Here is a 24,037-nt window from a genome sequence, read left to right on the forward strand (position 1 = left end):
CATTCCCGCCGCCAGCGCGCGACCTCGGCCATGGGCGCGAAGCTTAGGAGTTCGTAATAGCGCCACATGAGATCGTCCGATATCGACATGATTTTTCCGAACATGTCATCCGGGTGATCGGCTATGCCAATATAGTTGCCCAGCGATTTAGACATCTTCTGGACGCCATCGAGCCCTTCAAGTATCGGCATGGTCATCACTACCTGAGGCGTCTGGCCGTAGATTTCCTGCAGATGGCGCCCTACCAGCAGATTGAACTTCTGATCCGTCCCGCCGAGTTCGACGTCGGCTTTGAGGGCGACGGAGTCGTAGCCCTGGATCAGCGGGTACAGGAATTCGTGGATGGAGATCGGCTGTCCGCCGGCATAGCGCTTGGCGAAATCGTCCCGTTCGAGCATCCGGGCGACCGTGTGCTTCGCGGCCAACTGGATGAGATCGGCGGAGGTCATCGCGTTCATCCAACTGGAATTGAACATGACCAGCGTTCGTTCCGGGCACAACACCTTGAAGATCTGCTCTTCATAGGTCTTGGCGTTTTCGATGACCTCATCCCGCGTCAGAGGTTTGCGCGTAACGTTCTTTCCCGTCGGGTCGCCGATCATGCCGGTGAAGTCGCCGATGAGAAAGATCGTTTCATGCCCTAGGTCCTGGAACTGCTTGAGCTTGTTCAACAGCACGGTATGCCCAAGATGCAGGTCCGGCGCGGTGGGATCGAAGCCGGCCTTTATCCGCAGAGGTTTGCCGCTTTCGATGCGCTTTTGCAGATCTTCCTGGCGCAGCACCTCCTGGGTACCGCGCAGCAATTGGGTCATTACGTCATTCATGGAACGTCTTCGGGGGTCGCTCAGGTTGATTCGGCGCGGCCGGCTTCACCATGGAAGCATGCCCGGTGCAAGACCGGCCAAAAGCGAGCTAGGATAAGGGAAAACGCGACCCGGCGGGAGGGAGGCCCGAACCGCCAAGAGGACCCGGCCCAGCGAAAATCCAGACGTCGCCGTGAGCTAGAACGGGAGAAATGCCGTCAGACGGAAAACGAGGAACCGCAGCCACAGGTCGTCGTTGCATTGGGATTCCGGATGACGAACTGGGAGCCGGAAACGCTTTCGGTATAGTCGATCTCAGCGCCCTGGAGGTATTGAAGGCTCATGGGATCGACCAGCACACTGACCCCGTTCTTTTCGACGACCGTGTCGTCTTCGTTGACGACTTCGTCGAATGTAAAGCCGTACTGAAATCCCGAACATCCACCGCCCGTCACATAAACGCGCAGTTTGAGGTTTTGATCGTCCTCTTCGGCCAGAAGCTCGCTCACACGATTGGCCGCGCTGTCGGTAAACTTGATGGTCTCCGCGTTCATATTGCACCACACTCTATCAAAATCAAAACGATAGAATATTCCCAGCGTGACCGTCAAGAATTAAATTCGCCCGAATACGGATCAGGATTCGATACGCCCGAAAGACAAAGGAGGCGCAGGCTACCCCGTACCCAGTTCGACGACTTCGAGCTTAACGAGCGTGAGCCCCGCCCCGACGAAGCCCAACTCTCTTGCGGCACGCTTGGAGAGATCGAGAAGCCGGCCATGACGGCGCGAGGACCGGTCGTTGACGCGAACCAGCACACTGCGCTGGTTTCTGAGATTCGTTACCCTTAGAAGGGTGCCAAAAGGAAAGGAATTGTGCACCGCCGTTAGTGCGTTGCGGTTGTAGCGTTCACCGCTTGCGGTCCGCCGCCCGTGAAACCGGTCACTATAGTAGGACGCCAATCCTACACTGCGGTCTCTTTTTTCATGCTTTTCATGAAGCGGTTTGGCTTGAACCAAATGGCAACTGGCTGCCAGCACGAGCGACAAAACGCCCTGCGTTATCTTGCCGTTCACTTGCATCAATCAACCTCCTGCAAGAGCTGCGTTGGGATACTGCGGCCTCATGATAAACAAGACTCACAGTTCAGAGCAACCTTCGATGCAATCCCTTATGACCTTACGGCGAATGAGATGCACCCTGCAGGACTTGGAAGGCAACGGGCACACGGCGAAGGATATGGCATAATTCCTGGCGCACACAGCAAATATCACCATCCATGGGGAACCCACAGCATCTGACGTTCGACGACCTCGCGCTCTGTGCGCTCGGTGTCAACGTGATCAACACCGAGGCCGCCGCGATAAGCGCTCTGGCCGACCGCATCGACTCGAATTTCGCTGCCGGTTGCCGGCTGATTCTCGGCTGCCGCGGCCGCGTCGTCGTCACCGGCATGGGTAAATCCGGCCACATCGGCGGCAAGATTGCGTCGACCCTCGCCAGTACTGGCACTCCGGCGTTCTTCGTCAATCCTGGGGAAGCCTGCCACGGCGATCTGGGTATGATCACCCGCAACGATGTCGTACTGGCGCTTTCCAATTCCGGCGAAACGGCGGAGCTTCTGACCATATTGCCGCTGATCAAGCGGCTGGGGATTCCGCTGATCGCCATGACGGGCAACAGCCTGTCCACCCTGGCCCGCCAGGCCGGCATCCACCTCAACACCGGAGTCCGGGAAGAAGCCTGTCCGCTGGGACTGGCGCCGACCTCGAGCACCACGGCCGCGCTGGCCATGGGTGACGCTTTGGCCGTTGCACTGCTCGAGGCGCGCGGCTTCACGCGGGAAGATTTCGCGTTTTCCCATCCCGGCGGCAGCCTCGGCAGACGCCTCTTGACCTTCGTCCGCGACATCATGCATACGGGCGACGACACGCCTGTCGTCGGCCTGGAGGCCCGCGTGCGGGACGCACTGCTGGAAATGACGGCGAAGAAGCTCGGCATGACGGCGATCGTCGATGGCGCTGGCACCGTTCAAGGCGTCTTCACGGACGGCGACCTGCGCCGCCTGCTGGAAAAGGCTCAGGATATTCACGCGACCCCGATCGCCGCCGCGATGACCCGGCCCTGCGTGACCGTCGAAAGCAGCCTGCTTGCCGCGGAAGCCGTCCGGATCATGGAACAGAAGCGGATCAACGCCCTTCCGGTTGTGGAAGACGGGCGGCTGGTCGGAGCGATAAACATGCACGACCTACTGCGCGCGGGGGTTTTGTGAGTGATCCGCGCGAATGCCGATGCTCTGCCCGGCACTGCCCATGAAACGGCCTTTCGAAGCTAGCCGGGACGTCCTGACCCGCGCCGCGGCCATCCGCCTGGCAATCTTCGACGTCGACGGCGTGCTGACCAACGGCACCTTGTTCTTCGACATCCAAGGCAGCGAGTACAAGGCTTTCCATACCCAGGACGGCCTCGGCATCAAGCTGCTGCACGAAAGCGGCGTCAAGGTCGCAGTGATTTCCGGCCGCAAATCGGAGATCGTGCAGCGCCGCATGGAAAGCCTGGGCGTGAAGCACTGTTTTCAGGGCTTCGATGACAAGCTCGAGGCCTTCGGCCGGCTCAAGACCGAACTCGGCCTGTCCGACGCTCAAATTGCCCATGTCGGCGACGACCTGCCGGATGTTCCCCTGTTCAGACGCGCAGGCCTCGCCGTGGCGGTAGCCGACGCCCATCCCTTCGCCGCCGAACACGCGCATTGGCTGACCAGCCGAACCGGAGGCGCCGGCGCCGCGCGGGAAGTCTGCGACCTGATCATGCATGCCCAAGGCACGCTCGATGCGGCAATGGCGAGGTTCCTCTGATCACCCTGACGCGTCAGCAGATCGTCGCGATCGCCGTGCTCATCTTGGCGGCACTGGGCAGCACATGGTATGCACAGCGGATCAAGCCCAAGGAAGATGGCGGTGCGAATGCCGAACACGGTACCGTCGACTACTTCTCCCTCAACATCCGGCGAACCTCCCTGGATGAGAACGGCAAGGCGAAGAATTTGCTGGTGGCTCCGGTACTCACGCACTACATCGACGACGACAGAACCGACTTGACGACGCCGGTGTACACCATGTTTTCGAAAGAGGACAATCCTCCCTGGGTCGTTTCTTCCGAACATGGCACCATCCGTCCGGACGGGACCATTGCCCTGGAAGGCGCGGTGCTTATTCAGCGGGACACGGACCGGAACGGCCGGGCAATCCGGGTGATCACGAGCAACGCCGTGGTCGATCCCAGCCGGGACTACGCCGAGACCGCCGACCCTGTCGAAGTCGTCAGCGATCCAGACTTCCTGTCCGGTAAAGGCGCCCAGGTTCATTTCGGCGATCAACTCAAAATCACCATCCTCTCCAATGTCCGCAGAAAACATGACGTGCGCTAGAACGAGAACGCTGGTCGTCCTCTCATGCCTCTGGCCAGGCTTGACGTTCGGGCTTTCCAGCGACGCCAAGCAGCCGATCTACATCGAGGCCGACACCGCCACCTATGACGAGGCCACCGGGCAAACCGTGTACATCGGCCACGTGCGCTCGACCCAGGGCAGCCTGATCGTAGACTCGGACAAGATGATCGTCTACCAGAAGGGCGGAAAAACCGAAAAGGTCGTGGCCTGGGCAAACCCGGTCCGGCTGAAGCAGACGCCGGACGGCGGCAAAGAGGACATCCACGGCACCGGCCAACGCGCCGAATACTTTCCTGAAACCGGCATTCTCATACTTTACGACAAGGCCGTGGTCTGGCAGGGCGGTGATTCCACCGAAAGCGACCGGATCGAATACGACAGCCGCAAGAATTTCGTGAAGGCGGGCGATCCGCAATCGAACAAGTCGCGCGTGCACGTCAAGCTGGCGCCCAAGGCGGAAACCAAGAGCCCGAAGTAAGCCGATGACCACACTGAGCGCGGAAAACCTCGGCAAGCGTTATTACCGGCGCACCGTCGTCGATGGCGTCAATCTGTCGATCGATACCGGAGAAATCGTCGGCCTGCTCGGCCCGAACGGCGCCGGCAAGACGACCAGCTTCTACATGATCGTCGGACTGATACGACCGGACCACGGAACCATTTCGATCGACCGGCGTCCTATCACCCACATGCCGATGCACGCAAGAGCGAAGCTGGGCCTGGGCTACCTTCCTCAGGAGCCGTCGATTTTCCGCAAGCTGACAGTCGCCGACAATCTGCGGGCGGTGCTGGAATTCCGCCCGGATCTGACGCGCGGACAGCAGGAATTGATCATCGAAGAATTGCTGGAGGAATTCAGTATTTCCCACCTGAGGGACCAGCGCGCCGCCGGCCTCTCCGGCGGCGAACGGCGGCGCGTGGAGATCGCCCGCGCCCTCGCCTGTGAACCCCGCTTCATGCTTCTCGACGAGCCTTTCGCGGGGGTCGACCCGATCAGCATCATAGACATCCGCAATATCATCGAACACCTGAAAAGCCGCGGAATTGGAATCCTGATCACAGAACACAACGTGCGCGAAACCTTAGGCATCTGCGACCGCGCTTACATCCTCGCGGCGGGGCGGGTCATCGCAGAAGGAAATGCGACCGAAATCGTGAACAATCGCGAGGTCAGGCAAGTCTATTTGGGAGACAGTTTTTCGCTTTGAGCGAAACGGCTTTATCGTTGGGGGCGCATTGCGTTAACATATAAGCAATTATCGCACCACACTGGAAGACAGCACGTTAGACCGATCATGAAACAATCACTGCAACTTCGGCTGGGGCAGCAACTGGCCATGACCCCGCAGCTGCAACAGGCCATCAAGCTGTTGCAGATGTCCACGCTCGAATTGCAGCAGGAAATCCAGCAGGCGCTGGATTCCAACATGATGCTGGAAGTCACCGACGAGGAAGAGCACGTCCGCGACGCGGCAGCCGACGAGACACCTGTCACCCATAGTGAACCCAGCTACGGCGAACTCCCGGACCTCGACACCCAGACCACCATTCCCGACGAGCTGCCGGTCGACTCGTCCTGGGAGGACGTCTTCGACGGCGTACACAGCTATGCGCCGAGCGGGGGGACAGAGCCGGAAAACGAGGATTTCCTGGGGCAGCGCGGCAAGGGACAGAGCCTCCAGGAGTACCTGCGCTGGCAGATGGAACTCACGCCTTTCACTGAGCGGGATCATGCCATTGCGACCGCCATCATCGATGCAATCGACGACGACGGCTACCTGGACACCAATCTGGAAGGCATACACCAAGGGCTGACTTCGCAACTCGAAAATCTTGAACAGGACGAAGTCCAAGCGGTGTTGCACCGCATACAGAACTTCGATCCGCCCGGCATCGCGGCCGAAAACCCGGCTGACTGCCTGCGCATCCAATTGCAGCAGATGCCGGAGGACACGCCCTACCGAGCCCAAGCCATCGAACTGGTCAGCCATCACGTCGACCTGCTCGCAAAGAAGGACCTGGTCCGGCTCAAGAAAGCGCTGGAACTGGACGACGACGAGCTCGCGGAAACGATCCGCCTCGTAAGGTCCCTGGACCCGAAACCGGGTCGCTCGGTCGAACTCGACGACTACCAGTACATCATTCCGGACGTTTTCGTCTATCGGCAGGGCGCCGAATGGGCCGTCGCACTCAATCCCGAAATCGCCCCCAAGCTGCGCGTCAACCCCTATTACAGCGGCCTGATCCGACGGGCGGACAGCAGTTCGGACAACGTCACCATGCGGAATCACCTGCAGGAAGCGCGCTGGTTCATCAAGAGCCTGCAGAGCCGCAACGAAACCCTGCTCAAAGTGGCGCGCGCCATTGTGGACCGCCAGCGCGAGTTCCTGGATGTCGGCGAAACCGCGATGAAACCCCTGGTGCTGCGCGACATCGCCGAGGAAGTCTCCATGCACGAGTCCACGATCTCGCGGGTCACCACCCAGAAGTACATGCATACGCCCAACGGCATCTACGAATTCAAGTATTTCTTTTCGAGCCACGTTTCCACGGATTCCGGCGGAGAATGCTCAGCCACCGCGATCAAGGCTTTCCTCAGGGAAATCGTGAGCAAGGAAGAGGCCACCAAGCCGCTGAGCGACCATGCCATCGCCGGCATGCTGAAAGACAAGGGCATCAACGTCGCGCGGCGAACCATCGCCAAATACCGTGAAGCGATGGGCATTCCGCCTTCCAACGAAAGAAAACAGTTGTTCTAAGCCTTAGGCAGTTACGACCCCTGGAGAACCTCATGCAGCTCAGTATCAGCGGACATCACATCGACGTCACCGACGCCCTGAAAAATTACACAACCGAAAAGTTCCAGAAGCTGCAACGCCATTTCGACCAGCTGTTGGACGTCCACGTCATCCTGTCGGTCGAAAAACTGCTGCAGAAGGCCGAGGCCACGGTACAGGTGACGGGTGCGAACCTGTTCGCCGAGGACGTCCAGGAAGACCTGTACGCCGCCATCGACGGCCTGGTCGACAAGCTGGACCGGCAGATCATCAAGCACAAGGAAAAACTCAACGATCACGGCCGCCCGTAACCGGGCCGTCACCGCCGGGTGATACCGTCTGCGGTGGAATGACCACAGCAAGACCCCGGGTAGTCTCAAGATGCGGCTCATCATCGTCAGCGGTTTCTCGGGCTCGGGCAAAAGCATCGCCCTGGATACGCTGGAGGACTGCGGTTATTACTGCATCGACAATCTGCCCGCGCCGCTGATCGAGCCATTCCTCCAGCAGGCCATCGCCTCCCAGTCGAGCGCCTTCGAAAAGATCGCCATCGGGATCGACGCCCGAAACCAGAGTGCAAATCTGACCGGCTTCCCGGAGATCGTGGATACGGCCCGGCGGCTGGGGGTCGATTGCAGGATACTGTTTCTCCAGGCCGAGCCGGAAACCCTGCTCAAGCGCTTCAGCGAAACCCGCCGCAAGCATCCGCTCACCGACGCCTCGGTTCCGCTGGCCGAAGCCATCGAGTTGGAACGGCGCGTGCTGGAACCGGTGCTGAGCCGGGCCGACCTCAATATCGACACCACGTATACCACCGTCCACCAACTGCGCGAACTGGTCCGCCAGCGCTTAGGCATCCCGAGCGGCCGCCTCATGTCGCTCTGTCTCCAGTCTTTCGGCTTCAAACACGGCGTTCCGATGGACACCGATTTCGTCTTCGACGCCCGCTGCCTGCCCAATCCGCACTGGACGGCCAGCCTGCGGCCCAAGACCGGCAAAGATCCGGAAGTCGTCGAATTTCTGACGGAAAGCGCCGACGTTCACGACTACCTGGACCACCTCACGGCATTTCTGGAGCGCTGGATACCCTGCTTCCTGGCGGAAAACCGCAGCTATCTCAACGTCGCGATCGGCTGCACCGGCGGCCAGCACCGCTCGGTATACCTGGTCGAGGCCCTGGCGCAGCGCCTCCGCAGCGATCGTTACAACCTCCTTATCCGGCACAGGGAGTTGCCCGAGAGCCCCGCCGACACCGCTCTCAAGCGTTGACCCCGCTTTTCCGGTATCGCCGGAGCCGGATCTATGCGCTCAGGGCCCGACAGCCAGATCCCAAGGGCCCTGCCCTATCGCCAGGGTCTTCAGCAGGCGCCGGCTTTCCAGATCGATGACGGACACATCGCCGCTGCCGCCATTCGCCGCGTAGAGGCGGCGCTGGTCCGGCGAGAACTCAAGGTTCCAAACGCGCGGCCCTGCCGGCAGATAATCCACCACCTCCAGCCGCTGCGCATCGACCACCGCGATCCGTCCGGCGCGCCCCAGGGCGATGTACGCAAAACGGCGGCCCTTGTCGATGCGAATGCCCACCGGCTTCACTGCATCGCGCGGTAAGTCAGGCAAATCGAAAGCGATCTTTTTCACCTGATGCGCATCGGCCACGTCGATCACTGTTACCGTGCCGGCGTTTTCCGAGCTGACCCAGAGCTGCCGCCCATCGTCGGTAAAACGGGAAGCGCGGGGCCGCGCAGCAACGGCGCTCAGATCGACCACCGCCTGCTTGGCCGTATTGATCCAATACGCCACATCTTCGCCTTCGCTGGTGCTGATCACCCAGCGCCCGTCCGGGCTCACCGACACCCCTTCCGGCTCGGCACCGACCGGGATCCGCTTCACGACATGCTCTCGGACGATGTCGACGACGTTGATCCGCTGAGCCGCGTCATCGGTCGCATAGAGCAGCCGTCCCGCGGGGTCCAGTGCGATGGATTTAGGGCTCTCGTCCACCGGCAGCCTGGCGGCGACCTCCTGGGTAACGGTATCGATCACCGCAACGGTGGCGTCTTCCGCGAGCGCGACGAACAAGCGCTTGCCGTCCGGACTCAGAACTAAGCCGCGCGGATGGGCGCCGGTCTTGACCCGACCCCGGCTCTCCCCGGTCGAGCCGTCCACCACCGCGATGGCATCTTCCTTCGTCAGGCTGACGTAGACGGTATCGGCAAGCGCGGGAACGGCAAAGGACAGCAAGAGCGCGAAGCAAGTGCTTTTCATAACGGGAGTTTTCCGTGCACTGGAGATGGAAAACCGGGCATTCTTCATCGATGAGCCGCGAGGATCAACGGAAAATCTCCCGATTTCCAAGCATACGAATGAGGCACTCCGAAACCGGAACCCGCTTTGGGCCATAATCTTGACCCTGCGCACCTCACTTCGTTCCGCTATGCCCAAACGCATCCTCCTCGTCGAAGACGAACCCGCGATCGCCGATACGCTGGTCTACGCGCTGGCCAACGCAGGCTTCGAGCCCGTGCATGTGGCACTGGCGGGCGCGGCCATCGCCCGGCTCAGGTCGGAGGCTTTCTCGCTGGCGATCTTCGACGTGGGACTGCCGGACGGGGACGGGTTCGAGCTGTGCCGGGAGCTGCGGCGGTTTTCCGATCTGCCGGTGATTTTTCTCACGGCGCGGGGCGATGAGATCGACCGCATCGTCGGCCTGGAGATCGGGGCGGACGATTATGTCACCAAGCCTTTCAGCCCGCGGGAGGTCGTCACGCGGGTCCGGGTCATCCTCCGCCGCCAGTCCCCCGCTATGTTTGCGGAAAGCAGGTCCAACGGCTACGACGCGATGCCGTTCGAGCTGGACGGCGATGGCGGGCGCATCCGCTACCGGGGCCGGCTGCTGGAGCTGACGCGCTACGAGTTCCTGCTGTTGAAACTCCTGATCGAGCACCCCGAGCGCATCTTTTCCCGGGAGCAATTGCTGGAGCGGGTCTGGCGCGACCCGGCGGAGGTCTTCGACCGCACCGTCGACACCCACATCAAGACCTTGCGCGCCAAGCTGCGGATGGTCGACCCGGCCTGCGATCCCATCCGCACCCACCGCGGCCTGGGCTACAGCCTGGACATCGGGCGCTTCTCGTGAAGCTCTCGGTCCGGCTGTTCCTCGGCTATTTCTTCCTCGTCGCCGTCGCCGGGCAATTGGTGCTGCTGCTGGTGGTGCGGCAGATCAGTCCCGGCGTCCGGACGGCTCTGGAGGCCAGCCTGGTGGATACGGCCAACCTGCTGGCCGAACTGGCGGCGCCGGATTTGCGCGCGGGCCGGATCGGCGATGGCGCGTTCGCGGCTGCGATTCAGCGCTACGCCACCCGGCCGATCGCCGCCGACATCTTTCATTTCTCCAAGCGCAGCCTGGATTACCGGGTCTACGTCACCGATGCCCAGGGCATCGTGGTGTTCGACTCGGCCCACCAGGCGCTGGGGGCGAATTATTCGCGCTGGAACGATGTCTATCTGACCCTGCAGGGGCGCTACGGGGCGCGGTCCTCCCTGGCCGACCCCGGCGACAATGCCAGCTCGGTGTTGCACGTGGCGGCGCCGGTGCGGGACGGGGGGCGGCTGATCGGGGTGGTGACCGTGGCCTATCCGTCCGCGCTGCTGCAGCCCGTCATAGAAGACAGCGAGGCGGCGGTGCGGCGGGGCGCGTTCTGGCTGTTCGGCGCGGCGCTGGCCTTCGGCGCGCTGTTCACTTGGCGGCTGACCCGCTCCATCGACTTGCTGGTGGGCTTCGCCCGCGCCGTGGCGTCTGGAGGCAAGGCCACGCCGCCGAAACTGCGCAGCGCGGAGATGGCGACGCTGGCGCAGGCGCTGGAAACCATGCGCGAAGCGCTGGAAGGCAAGCAGTACGCAGAACGCTACGTGCAAACCCTGACCCACGAGATGAAGAGCCCCCTGGCCGCCATCCGGGGCGCCGCCGAACTGCTCGAGGAACCGCTGCCGGAATCCGACCGCCACCGCTTCGCCGCCAACGTCCGTGAACAGGCGGAGCGGCTGGATCAACTGATCGAACGCATGCTGGGTCTGGCGGCCCTGGAGCATCGCCAGGCCTTGTCCGACCCTGCACCGGTAGATCTGGCCGAATTACTCCGAACGGTGGTCGAGGACAAGACCGCACAGTTCGCCCGAAGCGGCGTGAGAGTCGAGATCGAGGCGGAACCGGCGCTGAGCGTGCTGGGCGAGGGCTTTCTGCTGCGGCAGGCGTTCGCCAACCTGCTCGATAACGCCCTGGCATTCTCGCCCCCAGGGGGACGCATCGAAATCGGGGCCGAGCGGAGGGGCGAAGAAGCGGTCGTCCGCATCCGCGATCACGGCCCCGGCATCCCGGACTACGCCACAGGGCGGCTGTTCGAGCGCTTCTACTCCCTGCCCCGCCCGGACACCGGCCGGAAGAGCACCGGCTTAGGGCTAGCCTTCGTGCGCGAGGTGGCCCTGCTGCATCGGGGGCATGTCGCCGTGGGGAACGCCGAAGGCGGCGGAGCTGAGGCAGTACTCGCCTTGCCGGCGATGTAACCGGCGCAGGATATTGGCCGAGGCACGGCGAATCAACAGGAAGGACAGCCGACCGCACGGCTCCGCCGCTCCAAGAAAATGTGGATGGGCTGAGGCACGAAGCCCATCAGGTCGCGATCGATGCGCCTCCTAACGTCGGCACATCCTACTCCAAAGCTTCACCTCCACTTCACATCCGCCTCATCGTCCCCTCACCCCGGCGGCCCATTCTGACTCCGCGTATCCACCACAATCGGGAGTCACCGCCATGCAAAAAGTCCTCTGGTTCAAATCCGCCATGATGATCGGCCTCATGCTGCTGCTGCTCGTTCCCCTGGGCATGATCGAAAACCTGGTGTCGGAACGCACCTACCGGCAGCAAGCGGTCGTGTCCGACATCGCCGCCAGCTCCGCCGGCCCCCAGCGCGTGTTCGGGCCGGTGCTGGCCGTGCCCTACAGCGAGTATTGGACCGAGGTCGTCGAGTCCACGGAGAAAGGCGTCCGCAAACTGGAAGAGACGCAGCATGTCGAGACCCACGCACTCTACTTTCTGCCGGACCACCTGGACATCGACGGAACGCTGGCGACCGAGACCAAGCAGCGCGGCCTGTTCAAGGTGCGCTCCTACGTCCTGGGCGCCGAGTTCCGGGGCGATTTCGTCCTGCCCGCCGGCTATGGCAGTCCCGCTCCCAGGCATAATGGCCGCATCGTCTTCGGAACGCCCCATGTCGCCGTGGTCCTGGCCGACATGCGCGGCGTGCTGGAAGCGCCGGGGCTGGACTGGAACGGTACACGCCATGCCTTCGAACAAGGCGCGGACCTGCCGATCGACGAGGTCAGCGGCATGCACGTGAAGCTCGGGCCGCAGCCGGTCGAAGCCGGGCCGGCCACCCTGCCCTTCGCGTTCTCCCTGAAACTGCGCGGCATCGAGGAACTGGACTTCGTCCCGGCGGGCAAGCAGACCCGCGTCACCCTGGCCTCGCCCTGGCGGCACCCCAGCTTCCACGGCCGCTTCCTGCCGGACCCGCAATCCCAGCGGATCGGCCCGGACGGCTTCCTCGCCGAGTGGTCGGTCAACTCGCTCGCCTCCAACGTGGCGGAAAACCTGGGCCGCTGCCGCCCGATCGCCTGCTACGACAGCTTCGGCCTCAAGCTGGTCGACCCGATCAACATCTATTCATTGTCCGACCGGGCCACCAAGTACGGCTTCCTGTTCATCGGCCTCACCTTTGCCGCGATCTTCTTTTTCGAAATCCTGAAGCGCATGTCCATCCATCCCGCTCAATACACCCTGGTCGGCCTGGCCCTGGCGATGTTCTTCCTGCTGCTCCTCAGCCTCTCGGAACATATCGCCTTCGCGCTCGCTTACCTGATCGCGGCAATCGCCTGCGTCGGCCTGATCGCCTACTACATGAGCGCCGTCCTGGCCGGCGCACGCCGCGGTCTGGCCTCGGGCGGGCTGTTGGCAGGCCTGTTCGCCGCCCTCTACGGACTGCTGCAATCCGAAGACAACGCCCTGATGCTGGGATCGCTGCTGCTGTTCGCCCTGCTGGCGACGGCCATGGTCTTCACCCGCAAGCTGGACTGGTACCGGATCGGCCAGCCGCAAGGCGGAGCCGTTCAAGGAGGAAACGGCTAGTCCGGCCCCGTATCGTGTTCCGGCCAGCCTCCTTCCTGGCCGGAACGCTTTTATTCATTGCATTAAATATACGGTGTATTTATTCTTATGAATAATAGACACGAGAGGGTATCCGCCATGCCGCAACCCGAGTCCGCCCCCGCTACAGACCGCTCCCGCGTCCTCACCCAGGCGGTCGTCGAATCGGCCCGCCGCTTAGGGGTGGGCTCCAGCGACCTGAAAAACATCATCGGCGCCAGCCAGCCCACCGCCTCCCGCCTGTTGAACGGCCGCTACGCCCTGCCCGAAGGCGGCAAGGTATGGGAACTCGCCGTCCACTTCGTCCGCCTGTACCGCTCCCTGTCCTCCCTGGTCGGCGGCGACGACGAACTGGCCCGGAGCTGGCTGAAATCCGCCAACCGCGCCTTCGACGGACAACGTCCGCTGGACATGATCAGACGCATCGACGGCCTCATCCATGCCTGCGAATACCTGGACGCCCACCGCGCTCGCATCTGAAGCCTTCCCCTGGCAGGGCACCGGATGGCGGGCGGTGGAAGCCCAGCATCGCGTCGCCACCATGCATCTGGCGGCGGGCAGACTGGACGATCAATCGCTGCTGGAAGATCTCCTCGACGAGGCGAAGCCCCGCCTCCCCGCCGCCGCCGAAGGCCTGCACTGGCTGCTGGCGACACCGTTTCGCTATTGGCCGCTGCCGGGCGGGTCACGATTCCGGCGGCGTACCGATCCCGGTGTTTTCTACGGCGCGGAGGAAAGGAAAACGGCCTGCGCCGAATGCGGTTACTGGCGGCTCCGGTTCTGGCTGGACAGCGAAGGACTCTCGGGCCGCTCCGCCACCGTCGAGCTGACCCTGTTCGAATTCGCCGCCGCCGCCGACAAGGCGATCGACCTCTCCCGCCCGCCGCTGTCGTCCAATCGGGCTGCCTGGACGCATCCCTCCGACTATGCGGCGACGCAAGCTCTTGCCGAGCAGGCGCGGGATGCCGGCATCGCAACCATCCGCTACGAATCGGTCCGCGATCCCGGTGGATTCTGCCTGGCCTTGCTGACGCCTGAAGTTTTCAAGTCGGCACCCGAACCCTTCCGGAACAACCAACAGACCTGGAACCTGCTGATTCAGCCCCCCGGCCGGATCGTCTGGCAACGGCAATTGGAAAGGGAAAGCTGGGTGTTCGAGGTCTAGCGAAGAATCGACACCCGCTGCCTGCTCACGGGTTTCCTGGTGGACTTCATTGGAGTAGGGCGGGTTAGCGTAGCGTAACCCGCCTTTTGAGACGGTGCGTCTACTCCAAATCCCATTCCCGAACGTCCAGCGTGGCCGCCCAATCCCAGGGATACAGCCCCAAACGTACCCAGCGATGAAAACTCGAATGCGGCCAATCGGCGACACGCCGCACCCAGCCATGTTTGACCGGGTTGTAATGGATATAGTCGAAATGAGCATCGAAATCCCGTTGATCCCGGATGGCGTGCTCCCAAAACCGCCGTTGCCAAATACCTCGTTCCTGTTTTACTTGCCTTCGAGCGGAGAGCCGTTCCCCCGGCGCCATGGCGCGGGCGAACGACGACTTGATCAAACGCCAGCGGATCGAAAAGTCCGCATCATTCGGCGGCAAGGTCCAAAGGCAATGGAGGTGCTCGGGAAGTATAACAACGGCGTCAATACGAAACGGGCGCTGATTCCGCACGGAACGGAAGGCTTCGCGCAAGACATCAATGTGTTCGGTCAGCAAGCGACGGTGGCGTTCCAGCAACGCCACCGTGAAGAAATACGAACCACCGGGAACATAAGCACGAATATAGTTGGGCATGGGGCCAGTTTGCCTCATTGGCAAGCCTCCCGGAAGGCGGGTTACGCGAGTACGCTAACCCGCCCTACGGTCCTGGCGGAGCGCATTGCCGGTATTGCGCATTTCGCGCTCACTCCGGCCAGCCCGGTTTCGCGTCATCGTTACAAAATCTCACCGTCCAACCGAATCGCTGGAAGCGACGTCAGCAGCTTCACCAGATCGGCTTGGCGACGGGTGCGTGTCTTCTCGAACATGGACCGAATCTGGGTGCGCACCGTATTCATTGAAACGCCGGCACCTGCCGCATACTCCCCTGGGCTCAGCCCCGCTACCAGCGCCTCCGCGAGCCGCACTTCCGTTGGGCTCAGCCCGAACAGCAGACGCAAAAAACGGTCCGGTGGCATTCGCCGAGTCGTCGGGTCTGACACGAGCACCAGCGCCAACGGCATCTGCCAGGGCGCGGCCAGGCGCGAACGTGCCGACAGCGGTACCACCAGCAGATGCAGATCCAAGCTCTCCCTGCCCCGCGAGAGACGCATTCCCCCGCCTTTACCTCCGACAACGGCTTCCCGCAACAAAGCTTCAAGCCGCACGTTGATCTCGGTCGCAGCATGGGACAATCGGCCGGCCCTGACCTTCAGTGCGACTCCCTTTCGTCTCAGCAGGCCCTCGGTCGCCGAATTGGCGAAATGGACCGCCCCGACCTGGTCGACGATCAACGCCGCGAAATCCAGCGCGTCCAATGCCGCCAAACCACTGTCCAGCTTCCGCCGAAGCCCTTCGGACTTGAAGTACAGCCGCGCCGCCCGTGCCAGATGATGTTCGATGCGCTTGATCCGACCGACTTCGATTTCGCCGAAAGGGCGATGGCCCACGGCGCGGAGTATTCCTATAAAGACCGAATGCTCGTCCATATCGCCGACACGAGCACCGAGCAAATAACGCATGCCGGAGGGAATCAGGAAATCGTTAAAGAACTCGCTGCGGCGCACGAAAGCTTCGTCCCAGTGTTCGTGGCACAGAATCCACTCGCCCACAGCGGCGCGTGCCGCGACCGCCTGCCGCGGATCAATGGTTCGATAGTAGGCGGAATAATCCGCATCGATCTGTTCGATGTCCTCCCTTTGATGTCCCGGCCCCAGCATAATCGAGCTGGTGACCCGTCCGCTGTTCCGTTCCAAGAAGTACAAATGCCCGATTTGCGCGTCCACTATCCGTAACAGGCCTTCGATCGCCTCTCGCCACAATTCAGGCTCCAGCGCCGCTTCGTATAGCGTTCCGATCAGCCCGTCCAACTCGTCTTCCCGCGTCACGACGAATGCTCCGAAAGAAAGTCCTCGCGAAGCATACGGCATTTCGGGCAGCCCCTACCACAAATCGCCAGAAAAAACATCATCAAGATTGATGATGTTTTTGTCGTACCGAGGACTGTAGATTCAGTTCGCAAGCGGTCAATCGCGGATCCGTGGCTGAGGCAAAATCCGTGGCCCCGGCGAGATGAACGATAAAAATTTAAAAGAACCGGAGAGGGAGGGAAATCGACGATGGCTAACGTCAATATCGACACGTTCTTGGATGACGCTTACTCGCTCATTTCTCAAGGCGAAATCAAGGACGGCATTGCTACGGTGATCAATGGACTGTTCGCGAAACGCATGGCGATGCCTCCCGAGGACTGGCGCAAGTTCGTCGCCGCAGAAGCGCTAACCCACCCGGTCAAGGAGGCCGTGCACTCCTGCCCGTTCACCCGGCATTCCTTCACCAAACCCAGAGGGTATGCGGGCGATGCTGGATTGATCGATCTTATTTACCACGGGATCAGTGCGCGAAACATCGAGCTCGACGGAATAGCCGAAGAGATCGCCAAATTTACACTGAACGCCCCAGCCGCCCGAGCGGTGCGTTACCGGCGCGAGTTGCTCGCTCGCTATATTGATGAAACAGCCGCCAAAGAAAACGAGCCCTTGATCCTTTCCATAGCCGCAGGACATCTGCGGGAGATCGAATTGAGTCGTGCAGCGCTGAATGGCCAGATCGGCCGCCTCTATGCGATCGATCAGGACAAGGAAAGTGTCGCCCTCATTCAGCGCGAGTACGGTCGTTACAACGTGTCCGCGTCGGTTGGCTCTGTCCGTCAAATTCTCAATGGAAAGATCAAATTCAACGGATTGTCGCTCGTCTACGCCGCCGGGCTATTTGACTATTTACCCGACAATATCGCTCAGCGACTCATCGAGCACATGTTCAGCTTCTTGAAGCCGGGCGGCCGGATGCTTGTGGCGAATTTCCTGCCCCAAATACCGGATATAGGCTACATGGAGAGCTACATGGATTGGCACTTGATCTTTCGCAGCAGCGACGAACTCTTGCGACTTTTTGACTCGCTGCCCCAGAACAAAGTGGAAAGTCTCATCACAACGTTCGACCCCGACAAAAATATCGTATTTGTCGAGGCAGTGAAAAATCGCAACGACGAAGCTCCTGTTCATACAACAGTACCCCGGTACCATGCTACGGGCGTGCAGTTGACGCACAAATAAGCAGTAGCATCGCCTGACCAGCAAGAGGGACAGCCGTTATGTTTCCTAAGAAGAATGCAATATTGACCCTGTTTTTCCTGATTTTCTTAGCGGGGCTAATCAGCCACGCCAATGCACAGTTTCAACTCCTTGTAAGCAATCAGGGTGATAGCAGCGTAAGCGCCTTCGATCTGGATAACAATGGAGCCTATCTGGGGCGCTTTGTCGCCCCCGGAAGCGGTGGATTATCCGACCCTCGCAGTATGGCTCTGGGGCCCGATGGCCGACTCTATATAGCCAGTTACAATCAAGACTATATTTTGAGATTTAATGGCACTACTGGCGAATTCGTGAACACTTATGTTGATTTTTCGGGTCTAAATGGCCCAACAGGCTTAGCCTTTGCCAACAATGGCATGCTTTTCTCTTCAGCTCTACCAGGAAATTTAGTCGGATTCTTTACAGGGCCTGGCAGTGGCAATACAGGAACCATCACTGGAGGGATCACGTTCCCTGATGTTCAGGCGCCCAATGATCTTGCGATAGGTCCGGATGGCAATTTATATGTGTTGAGCTTAGCTGACGAATCTGTCCCTCGGAATGCTACCATTACTAAATATGATCCGGGCACTGGTTCTAAAATCGCTCAAGCAGTCGATCTCGGCCCTGGATATATCAACAACCCTTTTTATTTTACATTTGGAAGCGACAATAATATTTATGTAAGTCGCTATGCATACAACGATATCGTGAAATTTGACGGACAAACTGGAGCTTCGCTCGGCGTGTTCGCTTCAGGCAGTGGTCTAATGCAACCTATGGGCATCCAGCAAGGCCCTGATGGCAACATTTATGTTGTCAGTCAATCAACAAAATCCGTTTTTCTTTTCGACGGGAGCACTGGTGCTTTTATTTCTAAAATCGTTGATGGCGTAGCCACAACAACCCCCCCTGCTCCCTCTGGTATTGTCAACAATCCAGTCACCTTGACTTTTATTCCCAGCTCAGCAAATCTCACTCCAATAGCACGAACAACAGCTAATCAGACAGTTCTAGTGAATTCAACCGTTACATTGGATGGAAGTGCCAGTTTCTCACCTTACAGCAAACCCCTGGCATACAATTGGATTCAGATTGCTGGGCCCACAGTCTCACTCAATTTATCAAATCCTGCAAAACCAATTTTTATCGCTCCGGCATCAGCCCCTATTGGAGGTGTTACGCTCACTTTTGAATTAAAAGTCAATAATGGTACTGTTGATAGTGTAAATACAGCAGTCACAAATGTTACTGTAAAAAATACCAACGTCGCCCCTGTGGCCAATGCGGGACAAGATCAAACAGTTAGTTCGGGTGCTATTGTTACTTTGGATGCAAGTGGCAGTTATGATTACGAAGGAACTCCGCTCAATTATTTTTGGGAGCAGGCTTCTGGGCCCCAAGTTGAACTCAGCGATATGCGTGCTGCTCAGCCAACCTTTACTGCTCCCACAACAACATCAGGGAATATTGTTCTTACATTTTATGTTTCGGCCAATGATGGCGAAGCCATCACCAAATCCTCTTCCCCCGTCACCATCACAGTGCAACCCAACAACCACCCCCCCATTGCGAATGCTGGTACCGCAGCAACCTATGTCACCAAAGCCACCGTTCGTCTCGATGGATCTGGCAGCTATGATCCAGATGGCGATCCTCTGACATACAAATGGTCACAAACTTCAGGCCCGTCTGTAAGCTTAGACTTGGCAGACCCTGTTCACCCAGCCTTTCTCGCTCCTAACGTTAGAAAACTAACAACTCTGACGTTCAGCCTGACGGTAGACGATACCCAGGTGGACAGCGCCCCGTCACCGGTCACAATTACGGTTGTTCCCGAAAAATCAGCGCCGAATTGCAAATTGGCCATGGCGCGGCCCCCAGTCGTTTGGCCCCCCAACCATCATATGCGCAAAGTCGAAATCGTGAATGTCTTTGGCAGAGACAACAGATACAACACAAATAATCCTGCCAACAACAATAATGTCATGAGTATCACCGGGATCACACAAGATGAGCCTACCTCCGGTCTTGGGAATGGTGACACAGACATTGATGGCGCTATCCGGGGAGCTGATGCCTATCTTCGTGCCGAGCGTAACGACTCAGGAGACGGGCGCGTGTATAGGATATCGTTTAAGGCCACAAATAAATCCTACAACCTGAGCTGCACTGGTTCGGTTAAGGTTTGCGTGCCTGCGAGACCAGGAAAGTCTGGGATCTGCAAAGATAACGGACAATATTATGACTCCCTACAATAAAGTGTCGCTGGCTGGAGGCGTTTATTGCAATCTATCCTTCGAACTGGCGAGCACTGTGTTTGCCCCCTGTTGCGCGTGTCTAATTGAGTTGGATCGTCAGGTCAAAGCGTATGAAGACAAGCTGCAAGGCGTCTATCGGAGCAGTGACACTTGTCAACGCATCGACACGATTACGGGGCGGGACCGATCACGGCGAGGACAATGGTCCCTGCCCTTGGCGATGGCAAGGGGTTTGGAAATGGCAGTAAATCTCGGCGTAGCGGCGAATCGTGCCTCACTCCGTCAGAGCCAGAGGCGATGAAAGCCTCCTCCATAGGCTGGAGATATGTGCAGGTACACCACGATCGCCTCTTGCGCCAGTATCAGGGAGTTTTGTAGGCGATGGGCTGACTACGGCCGTCATTAAACTTAATTAGGTTTGAGACTTCCACTTGCGGATGGTGACCTCGGTGAAGTTCCCTTCGACTGCACTCAGGAAGAGGTAACGGCGTGCCAACATCCGGATGGGATCCTAAGTCCACACCGCCGGAGTCATGCTGGCTTGTTTATAGAGGGCAATCATCATGGGGTAGACTCGTTTACGTCGATCTTATAAAGACAGTGCGAAATACGCTTTCGAGAGCTCTCGGGCATAGAATAAATGATAACGTTTTCTGTCTATTTAATCGTCCGGGATGTGACAGCTACCGAATGAGCGTTGGCTGCGTGAGAAGGGCAATCATTGCCGAAATAGCGGTGCGGAAGACCATCTCCATATCTATGGCCTCCCATATCCATATAAACGTCGAAGGAGAAATTTAATATGATTATCCGAAGCTTGCTTGTTATTATCGCATTCGATCTAGGCGTGTTCGCATCAGCTGCTGTAAGGGCTGATAGTCGCTGCCCCGCAGGATCAACTGGCTGCACTATGGATAACGCCGTCCAAAACATTCAGGATCGTTATAATGAGGCAGCAGGAAAAATAATCCGAAATGAAAACCCATATGGTCGAGCGCAAGAAGCCCAAGACGCCATGAAATATTGTGTAAATTGTGGCATGGATGCGATTAAAGATGGAATGGACACAGTCTCTGGAAGAAGGACGAGACAATAACAAAATTGATTCTCTCTAGAGTTGAATGGACGCCAGTTGAACGCAACGTTGAACACTAAACTGAAGTTTGCGGACTCTAGGGAGCCTCTGAACAATTCCGATTTGAGCGGCAATAATCACATGCTGCTGGGACGTCAGGCTTTGAGAATGGAGGATTGCAACCGAATATCGAGGGGAATCGCCCCGGTAAGCAAGGAACTTTGATGGCTTCCGCCATTTTCAACGCCCGGTACGCAGTGGGATGTAGGTCTGTCGCCAAAAGCGGAATTGTTCAGAGGTTCCCCAGGTCTCATGTGTCTATTTTTACAACTGTGGTGAATTCAATAATTCGGTTAAAATAAGAAGAGAACACAGGGTCTTACGTGGCAATATGCGACGGACTCGTGGGCGGGTCAACGAGGTTCCGTAGCTTTAGCGGGGATGCTCACAATCGAATAATGAAAGCCCAATTGCTGAGCGATCTCTGTTCTTCGGCTAGTCCTATTACTCCGGCCCCATTTATTCGTACGCCGAACCCACCGCAAGCCGCAGCCGGCGTGCGGTGACCTGTACGCTCAATTCGGGCCGGATTAATAACTTTGCAACCAAAAAACATTAACATATTTATGTTAAAAGTATTTTGTTGAAATGCCAAATTTATTACTTGGTACATCCAAATTATTGATGTTTTTTGGAGCAAAATATTGGCCAATTTCGGCGTACTCGAGAAAAAATACGCGATTTAGATGAGTACGCGTGGCGGTTAAAAATCGCCTACCCACTGATAAAGGAAACATTTAACGGAAATTTGCCGCAAAGTTCCGGTTAATCGCCGGAGCGAGGGGTCTCTGCGATGCCCTCCTTGTGCATGAGAAAACCAATGAAAGAAGCGTTGATTGTTTTACTTTGCTTCGTATGTTTAGCAACCGTGAATTTTGGGTGTGCTGTCTCTCGAGCCAAGGAATCTAACTATATTCCACACTCAGCTAGTCGGAATGAGGATTTTTCATTGTGTGTGAAAAACGCGCAGCCAATTCAGCAATGCGCGGACGAGGTGCCAGCAGGCTCTACTCTACCGATTGTTGGCATAGACGGGAAGGTACACGGCAAGTGGACAACCCGTGGTCGAACATGCGTGGAATGGGTGGCCAATAAAAAAGGGATAAATCGGGAGTTCATCAGGGAATGCATGAAGAACCGACACTATACGCTTAGGCAGATGACCCCGTCAGAGGCTTTGTTGTCCGGCTTTACGTTTCCGTTTGCCATGGTTGGTTTGGCTTTCTCGTTTATGTATGACCCCCTTTATTTTGATCCATATCCGGATTTTTTTTGACGACGCGCATGCATGTCATTTCAGCGAAAAAATGAGGTCAAACGATATGGCTTTGGTTGTTTTTCGCTTAGTAACTTTTGGGGCTATATTTGCATTTACGATTCTTTCTCACGTTAATGCCGATTCTTACCCGCTAGGGTATTTGCCGCCGGATGGTCAACAACAAACGGCGGCCTGCCGAGCCGAGAGAAGGCAATGCGAAATCGCGAAGTTATCTCGGTGTGATTCAGATTATATAGAATGTATTGGGCCGATATTGAGCTATGCTGAACAGCCTTGTGAATCTGAGTGTTCCGATTGGGCATGGGACGCTTGTCTACAAACATATCCGCAAAGCGGTAAGATAATTTGTAACGATCACCCGGAATATGTTGATATGCGTGAAAAGGACTGCCTATGGAATTGTCGCAGCTATGCCAAAAAGGCTTTCGATTCGATGACGGCTAAGTAGGTATGTTACCCGTGCCAGCAGAATCGGGCCGCTTGTAGGTGTCATTGACGTATCCGGCACCGCCGATGACCGTCCGGTCGCCTTCCTGCAGCAAGGTCGGCGACTGACCGATGTCCGACGCACGCGTTGGCCGGCGTAACCGAAACATCCAGTAGCAGCAACTTTCTACAAAGCGCGCTAACAGATTTCGGTAACACATGGTAACTTCCGTATAAACAACAGTCGGCTTAGCTACGGCAACCATGTTTTTTCCGCTCATGCTTGGCTCCGGCCTGACACGATCCCAGACAGCGATTGTGATACGCGGGAACGCCGGCAGCGGGGAGGAGTAGGACCGTGGCCTCGCTCGTCAGGCGCCTCTCTCCAGCGGTTCCCGATTCTGGGCAACAAAAAACCCGCCAAGCCTTATCGCTCACGGGTTTCCTGGACTTCATTGGGAGTTCTGTTGGCGGAAGCGGTGAGATTCGAACTCACGAACGGTTTCCCGTTGCCGGTTTTCAAGACCGGTGCCTTCAACCACTCGGCCACGCTTCCATGAAAGACAAGAATCGGAGTCAGCGGTCTACAAGCCGCCACTCCGATCAGGCGGCGTAGGATACCCGATGCAGGGGCCTCACGCTAGCGGGACCACAGGCAGTTGCCGGAGTTCGCCTTGGCGATGGCCTCCAGGCGGGCGGCGTGGGCTTCAGCCTCTTCGGGCGTGCTGCGGATGACCCGCAGCGGCGGGCGGCTGGTGTTGACCGACCTCGGCGCGGCCTGCTCCCGTTCGAGCCGCCCCTCGGCTCCACCCGAACCGGAAACCCCGCCGGGTTCGCCATCGGCATCAAGCAGCATGGCGATCTGTCCGCCGGTCATCGCCAGGTAGACGTCGGCGAGGATTTCGGCGTCCAACAAGGCGCCGTGCAGTTCGCGGCGGCTGTTGTCGACGTTGTAGCGCTTGCACAGCGCGTCGAGGCTGTTGCGCTGGCCGGGATGGTTCTTGCGCGCCATCGCCAGGGTGTCGCAGACGCCGCAATAGTCGGCGATCCGGCCCCGGTTTTCGCCCAGGAGCGAGAGTTCGTGGTCGAGGAAGCCGACGTCGAAGGCGGCGTTGTGGATGATGAGTTCGGCGCCGCCGACGAAGTTCAGGAAATCTTCCGCGATGCTCTTGAATACAGGCTTGCCGGCCAGGAATTCATTGGTCAGGCCGTGTACCTCGATCGCCCCGGCGTCGATTTCCCGTTCGGGGTTGATGTAGACGTGAAATCGGTTCTGGGTGATCCGCCGGTTGAGCAGCTCCACGCAGCCGATTTCGATGATGCGGTGGCCGGCCTTGGGATCGAGGCCGGTGGTTTCGGTGTCCAGTACGATTTGGCGCATG

The 24,037-nt window shown here is 58.6% G+C and carries 25 protein-coding genes and 1 tRNA gene (1 of these 26 cut by a window edge); 17 read left to right on the forward strand and 9 right to left on the reverse strand.

Features of this window, described 5'->3' with window-relative positions:
- The 3 genes from tyrS to OOT43_RS07130 all read right to left on the reverse strand — a co-directional run.
- On the reverse strand, positions 1–824 hold the 5' portion of the coding sequence (gene tyrS, locus OOT43_RS07120) for a tyrosine--tRNA ligase (protein ID WP_266024139.1). It extends 370 nt beyond the left edge of the window; the window shows 824 of its 1,194 coding nt (coding positions 1–824); it begins with the start codon at positions 822–824; its stop codon lies beyond the left edge, outside the window.
- A 197-nt stretch (positions 825–1,021) separates the two neighbouring features.
- Positions 1,022–1,414, reverse strand: a complete 393-nt coding sequence (gene erpA / locus OOT43_RS07125) for an iron-sulfur cluster insertion protein ErpA (protein ID WP_449406831.1) — start codon at positions 1,412–1,414, stop codon at positions 1,022–1,024.
- A 63-nt stretch (positions 1,415–1,477) separates the two neighbouring features.
- The gene (locus OOT43_RS07130) at positions 1,478–1,885 is read right to left on the reverse strand and encodes a septal ring lytic transglycosylase RlpA family protein (protein ID WP_266024140.1); all 408 of its coding nucleotides are present in this window, start codon (positions 1,883–1,885) and stop codon (positions 1,478–1,480) included.
- Positions 1,886–2,082: 197 nt separating this feature from the next.
- Between OOT43_RS07130 and OOT43_RS07135 the strand changes: the two genes are divergently transcribed.
- From OOT43_RS07135 to rapZ, 8 genes are all read left to right on the forward strand, one after another.
- Positions 2,083–3,075, forward strand: coding sequence for a KpsF/GutQ family sugar-phosphate isomerase (locus OOT43_RS07135; protein ID WP_266024141.1), 993 nt, complete (start codon positions 2,083–2,085; stop codon positions 3,073–3,075).
- A gap of 40 nt (positions 3,076–3,115) precedes the next feature.
- Positions 3,116–3,658 (forward strand): KdsC family phosphatase, encoded by a 543-nt coding sequence (locus OOT43_RS07140; protein WP_266024142.1) that lies wholly within the window; start codon positions 3,116–3,118, stop codon positions 3,656–3,658.
- A 44-nt stretch (positions 3,659–3,702) separates the two neighbouring features.
- Complete coding sequence (gene lptC, locus OOT43_RS07145; protein WP_266024143.1) at positions 3,703–4,230, forward strand: LPS export ABC transporter periplasmic protein LptC; 528 nt, start codon at positions 3,703–3,705, stop codon at positions 4,228–4,230.
- A complete protein-coding gene (gene lptA, locus OOT43_RS07150; RefSeq protein WP_266024144.1) occupies positions 4,217–4,729 on the forward strand; it encodes a lipopolysaccharide transport periplasmic protein LptA in 513 nt (170 codons plus the stop codon). The genes lptC and lptA overlap by 14 nt, the downstream gene beginning before the upstream one ends.
- A 4-nt stretch (positions 4,730–4,733) precedes the next feature.
- On the forward strand, positions 4,734–5,459 hold the full coding sequence (gene lptB / locus OOT43_RS07155; protein WP_266024145.1) for an LPS export ABC transporter ATP-binding protein: 726 nt from the start codon (positions 4,734–4,736) through the stop codon (positions 5,457–5,459).
- Positions 5,460–5,546: 87 nt separating this feature from the next.
- Positions 5,547–7,010, forward strand: coding sequence for an RNA polymerase factor sigma-54 (locus OOT43_RS07160; protein ID WP_266024146.1), 1,464 nt, complete (start codon positions 5,547–5,549; stop codon positions 7,008–7,010).
- A 32-nt stretch (positions 7,011–7,042) separates the two neighbouring features.
- Positions 7,043–7,339, forward strand: coding sequence for a ribosome hibernation-promoting factor, HPF/YfiA family (hpf, locus tag OOT43_RS07165; protein ID WP_266024147.1), 297 nt, complete (start codon positions 7,043–7,045; stop codon positions 7,337–7,339).
- Between the two features lie 70 nt (positions 7,340–7,409).
- Positions 7,410–8,297 (forward strand): RNase adapter RapZ, encoded by an 888-nt coding sequence (gene rapZ, locus OOT43_RS07170; protein ID WP_266024148.1) that lies wholly within the window; start codon positions 7,410–7,412, stop codon positions 8,295–8,297.
- A 39-nt stretch (positions 8,298–8,336) separates the two neighbouring features.
- Here rapZ and OOT43_RS07175 read toward each other — a convergent pair whose 3' ends face one another.
- Positions 8,337–9,293, reverse strand: coding sequence for a PQQ-dependent catabolism-associated beta-propeller protein (locus tag OOT43_RS07175; RefSeq protein ID WP_266024149.1), 957 nt, complete (start codon positions 9,291–9,293; stop codon positions 8,337–8,339).
- A gap of 169 nt (positions 9,294–9,462) precedes the next feature.
- Here OOT43_RS07175 and creB point away from each other — a divergent pair, with 169 nt between their 5' ends.
- The 5 genes from creB to OOT43_RS07200 all read left to right on the forward strand — a co-directional run bounded on the left by creB (position 9,463) and on the right by OOT43_RS07200 (position 14,389).
- A complete protein-coding gene (creB, locus tag OOT43_RS07180; protein ID WP_266024150.1) occupies positions 9,463–10,164 on the forward strand; it encodes a two-component system response regulator CreB in 702 nt (233 codons plus the stop codon).
- Complete coding sequence (gene creC / locus OOT43_RS07185) at positions 10,161–11,588, forward strand: two-component system sensor histidine kinase CreC (RefSeq protein ID WP_266024152.1); 1,428 nt, start codon at positions 10,161–10,163, stop codon at positions 11,586–11,588. Before creB ends, creC begins: the two co-directional genes overlap by 4 nt.
- A 247-nt stretch (positions 11,589–11,835) precedes the next feature.
- A complete protein-coding gene (creD, locus tag OOT43_RS07190; RefSeq protein WP_266024154.1) occupies positions 11,836–13,206 on the forward strand; it encodes a cell envelope integrity protein CreD in 1,371 nt (456 codons plus the stop codon).
- A 117-nt stretch (positions 13,207–13,323) separates the two neighbouring features.
- Positions 13,324–13,704, forward strand: a complete 381-nt coding sequence (locus OOT43_RS07195) for an MbcA/ParS/Xre antitoxin family protein (protein WP_266024155.1) — start codon at positions 13,324–13,326, stop codon at positions 13,702–13,704.
- On the forward strand, positions 13,664–14,389 hold the full coding sequence (locus OOT43_RS07200) for an RES family NAD+ phosphorylase (protein WP_266024156.1): 726 nt from the start codon (positions 13,664–13,666) through the stop codon (positions 14,387–14,389). The genes OOT43_RS07195 and OOT43_RS07200 overlap by 41 nt, the downstream gene beginning before the upstream one ends.
- Before the next feature lie 100 nt (positions 14,390–14,489).
- On the opposite strand, the gene OOT43_RS07205 is transcribed toward OOT43_RS07200, so the two are convergent.
- The gene (locus OOT43_RS07205; protein ID WP_266024157.1) at positions 14,490–15,017 is read right to left on the reverse strand and encodes an REP-associated tyrosine transposase; all 528 of its coding nucleotides are present in this window, start codon (positions 15,015–15,017) and stop codon (positions 14,490–14,492) included.
- 140 nt (positions 15,018–15,157) lie between these two features.
- On the reverse strand, positions 15,158–16,309 hold the full coding sequence (locus tag OOT43_RS07210) for a helix-turn-helix transcriptional regulator (RefSeq protein ID WP_266024158.1): 1,152 nt from the start codon (positions 16,307–16,309) through the stop codon (positions 15,158–15,160).
- A 231-nt stretch (positions 16,310–16,540) separates the two neighbouring features.
- Between OOT43_RS07210 and OOT43_RS07215 the strand changes: the two genes are divergently transcribed.
- From OOT43_RS07215 to OOT43_RS07230, 4 genes are all read left to right on the forward strand, one after another.
- Positions 16,541–17,536 (forward strand): class I SAM-dependent methyltransferase, encoded by a 996-nt coding sequence (locus tag OOT43_RS07215; protein ID WP_266024159.1) that lies wholly within the window; start codon positions 16,541–16,543, stop codon positions 17,534–17,536.
- 38 nt (positions 17,537–17,574) lie between these two features.
- Positions 17,575–19,815, forward strand: a complete 2,241-nt coding sequence (locus OOT43_RS07220; protein WP_266024160.1) for a Vgb family protein — start codon at positions 17,575–17,577, stop codon at positions 19,813–19,815.
- A gap of 802 nt (positions 19,816–20,617) precedes the next feature.
- Positions 20,618–20,911: a hypothetical protein gene (locus OOT43_RS07225; RefSeq protein WP_266024162.1), complete on the forward strand. Its 294-nt coding sequence runs from the start codon at positions 20,618–20,620 to the stop codon at positions 20,909–20,911.
- Positions 20,912–21,770: 859 nt separating this feature from the next.
- The gene (locus OOT43_RS07230; protein WP_266024164.1) at positions 21,771–22,226 is read left to right on the forward strand and encodes a hypothetical protein; all 456 of its coding nucleotides are present in this window, start codon (positions 21,771–21,773) and stop codon (positions 22,224–22,226) included.
- 443 nt (positions 22,227–22,669) lie between these two features.
- Here OOT43_RS07230 and OOT43_RS07235 read toward each other — a convergent pair whose 3' ends face one another.
- The 3 genes from OOT43_RS07235 to dnaQ all read right to left on the reverse strand — a co-directional run bounded on the left by OOT43_RS07235 (position 22,670) and on the right by dnaQ (position 24,036).
- Positions 22,670–22,936 carry a hypothetical protein gene (locus OOT43_RS07235; RefSeq protein ID WP_266024984.1) on the reverse strand — a complete coding sequence of 89 codons (267 nt, stop codon included), beginning with the start codon at positions 22,934–22,936 and terminating at the stop codon, positions 22,670–22,672.
- 187 nt (positions 22,937–23,123) lie between these two features.
- Positions 23,124–23,211 (reverse strand) — tRNA-Ser (locus OOT43_RS07240).
- An 84-nt stretch (positions 23,212–23,295) separates the two neighbouring features.
- Entirely contained in the window at positions 23,296–24,036 is a 741-nt protein-coding gene (gene dnaQ, locus OOT43_RS07245) for a DNA polymerase III subunit epsilon (protein WP_266024165.1), read from the reverse strand.
- Position 24,037 lies beyond the last annotated feature (1 nt).

Source organism: Methylococcus mesophilus (assembly GCF_026247885.1).
GTDB classification, from domain to species: Bacteria; Pseudomonadota; Gammaproteobacteria; order Methylococcales; family Methylococcaceae; genus Methylococcus; species Methylococcus mesophilus.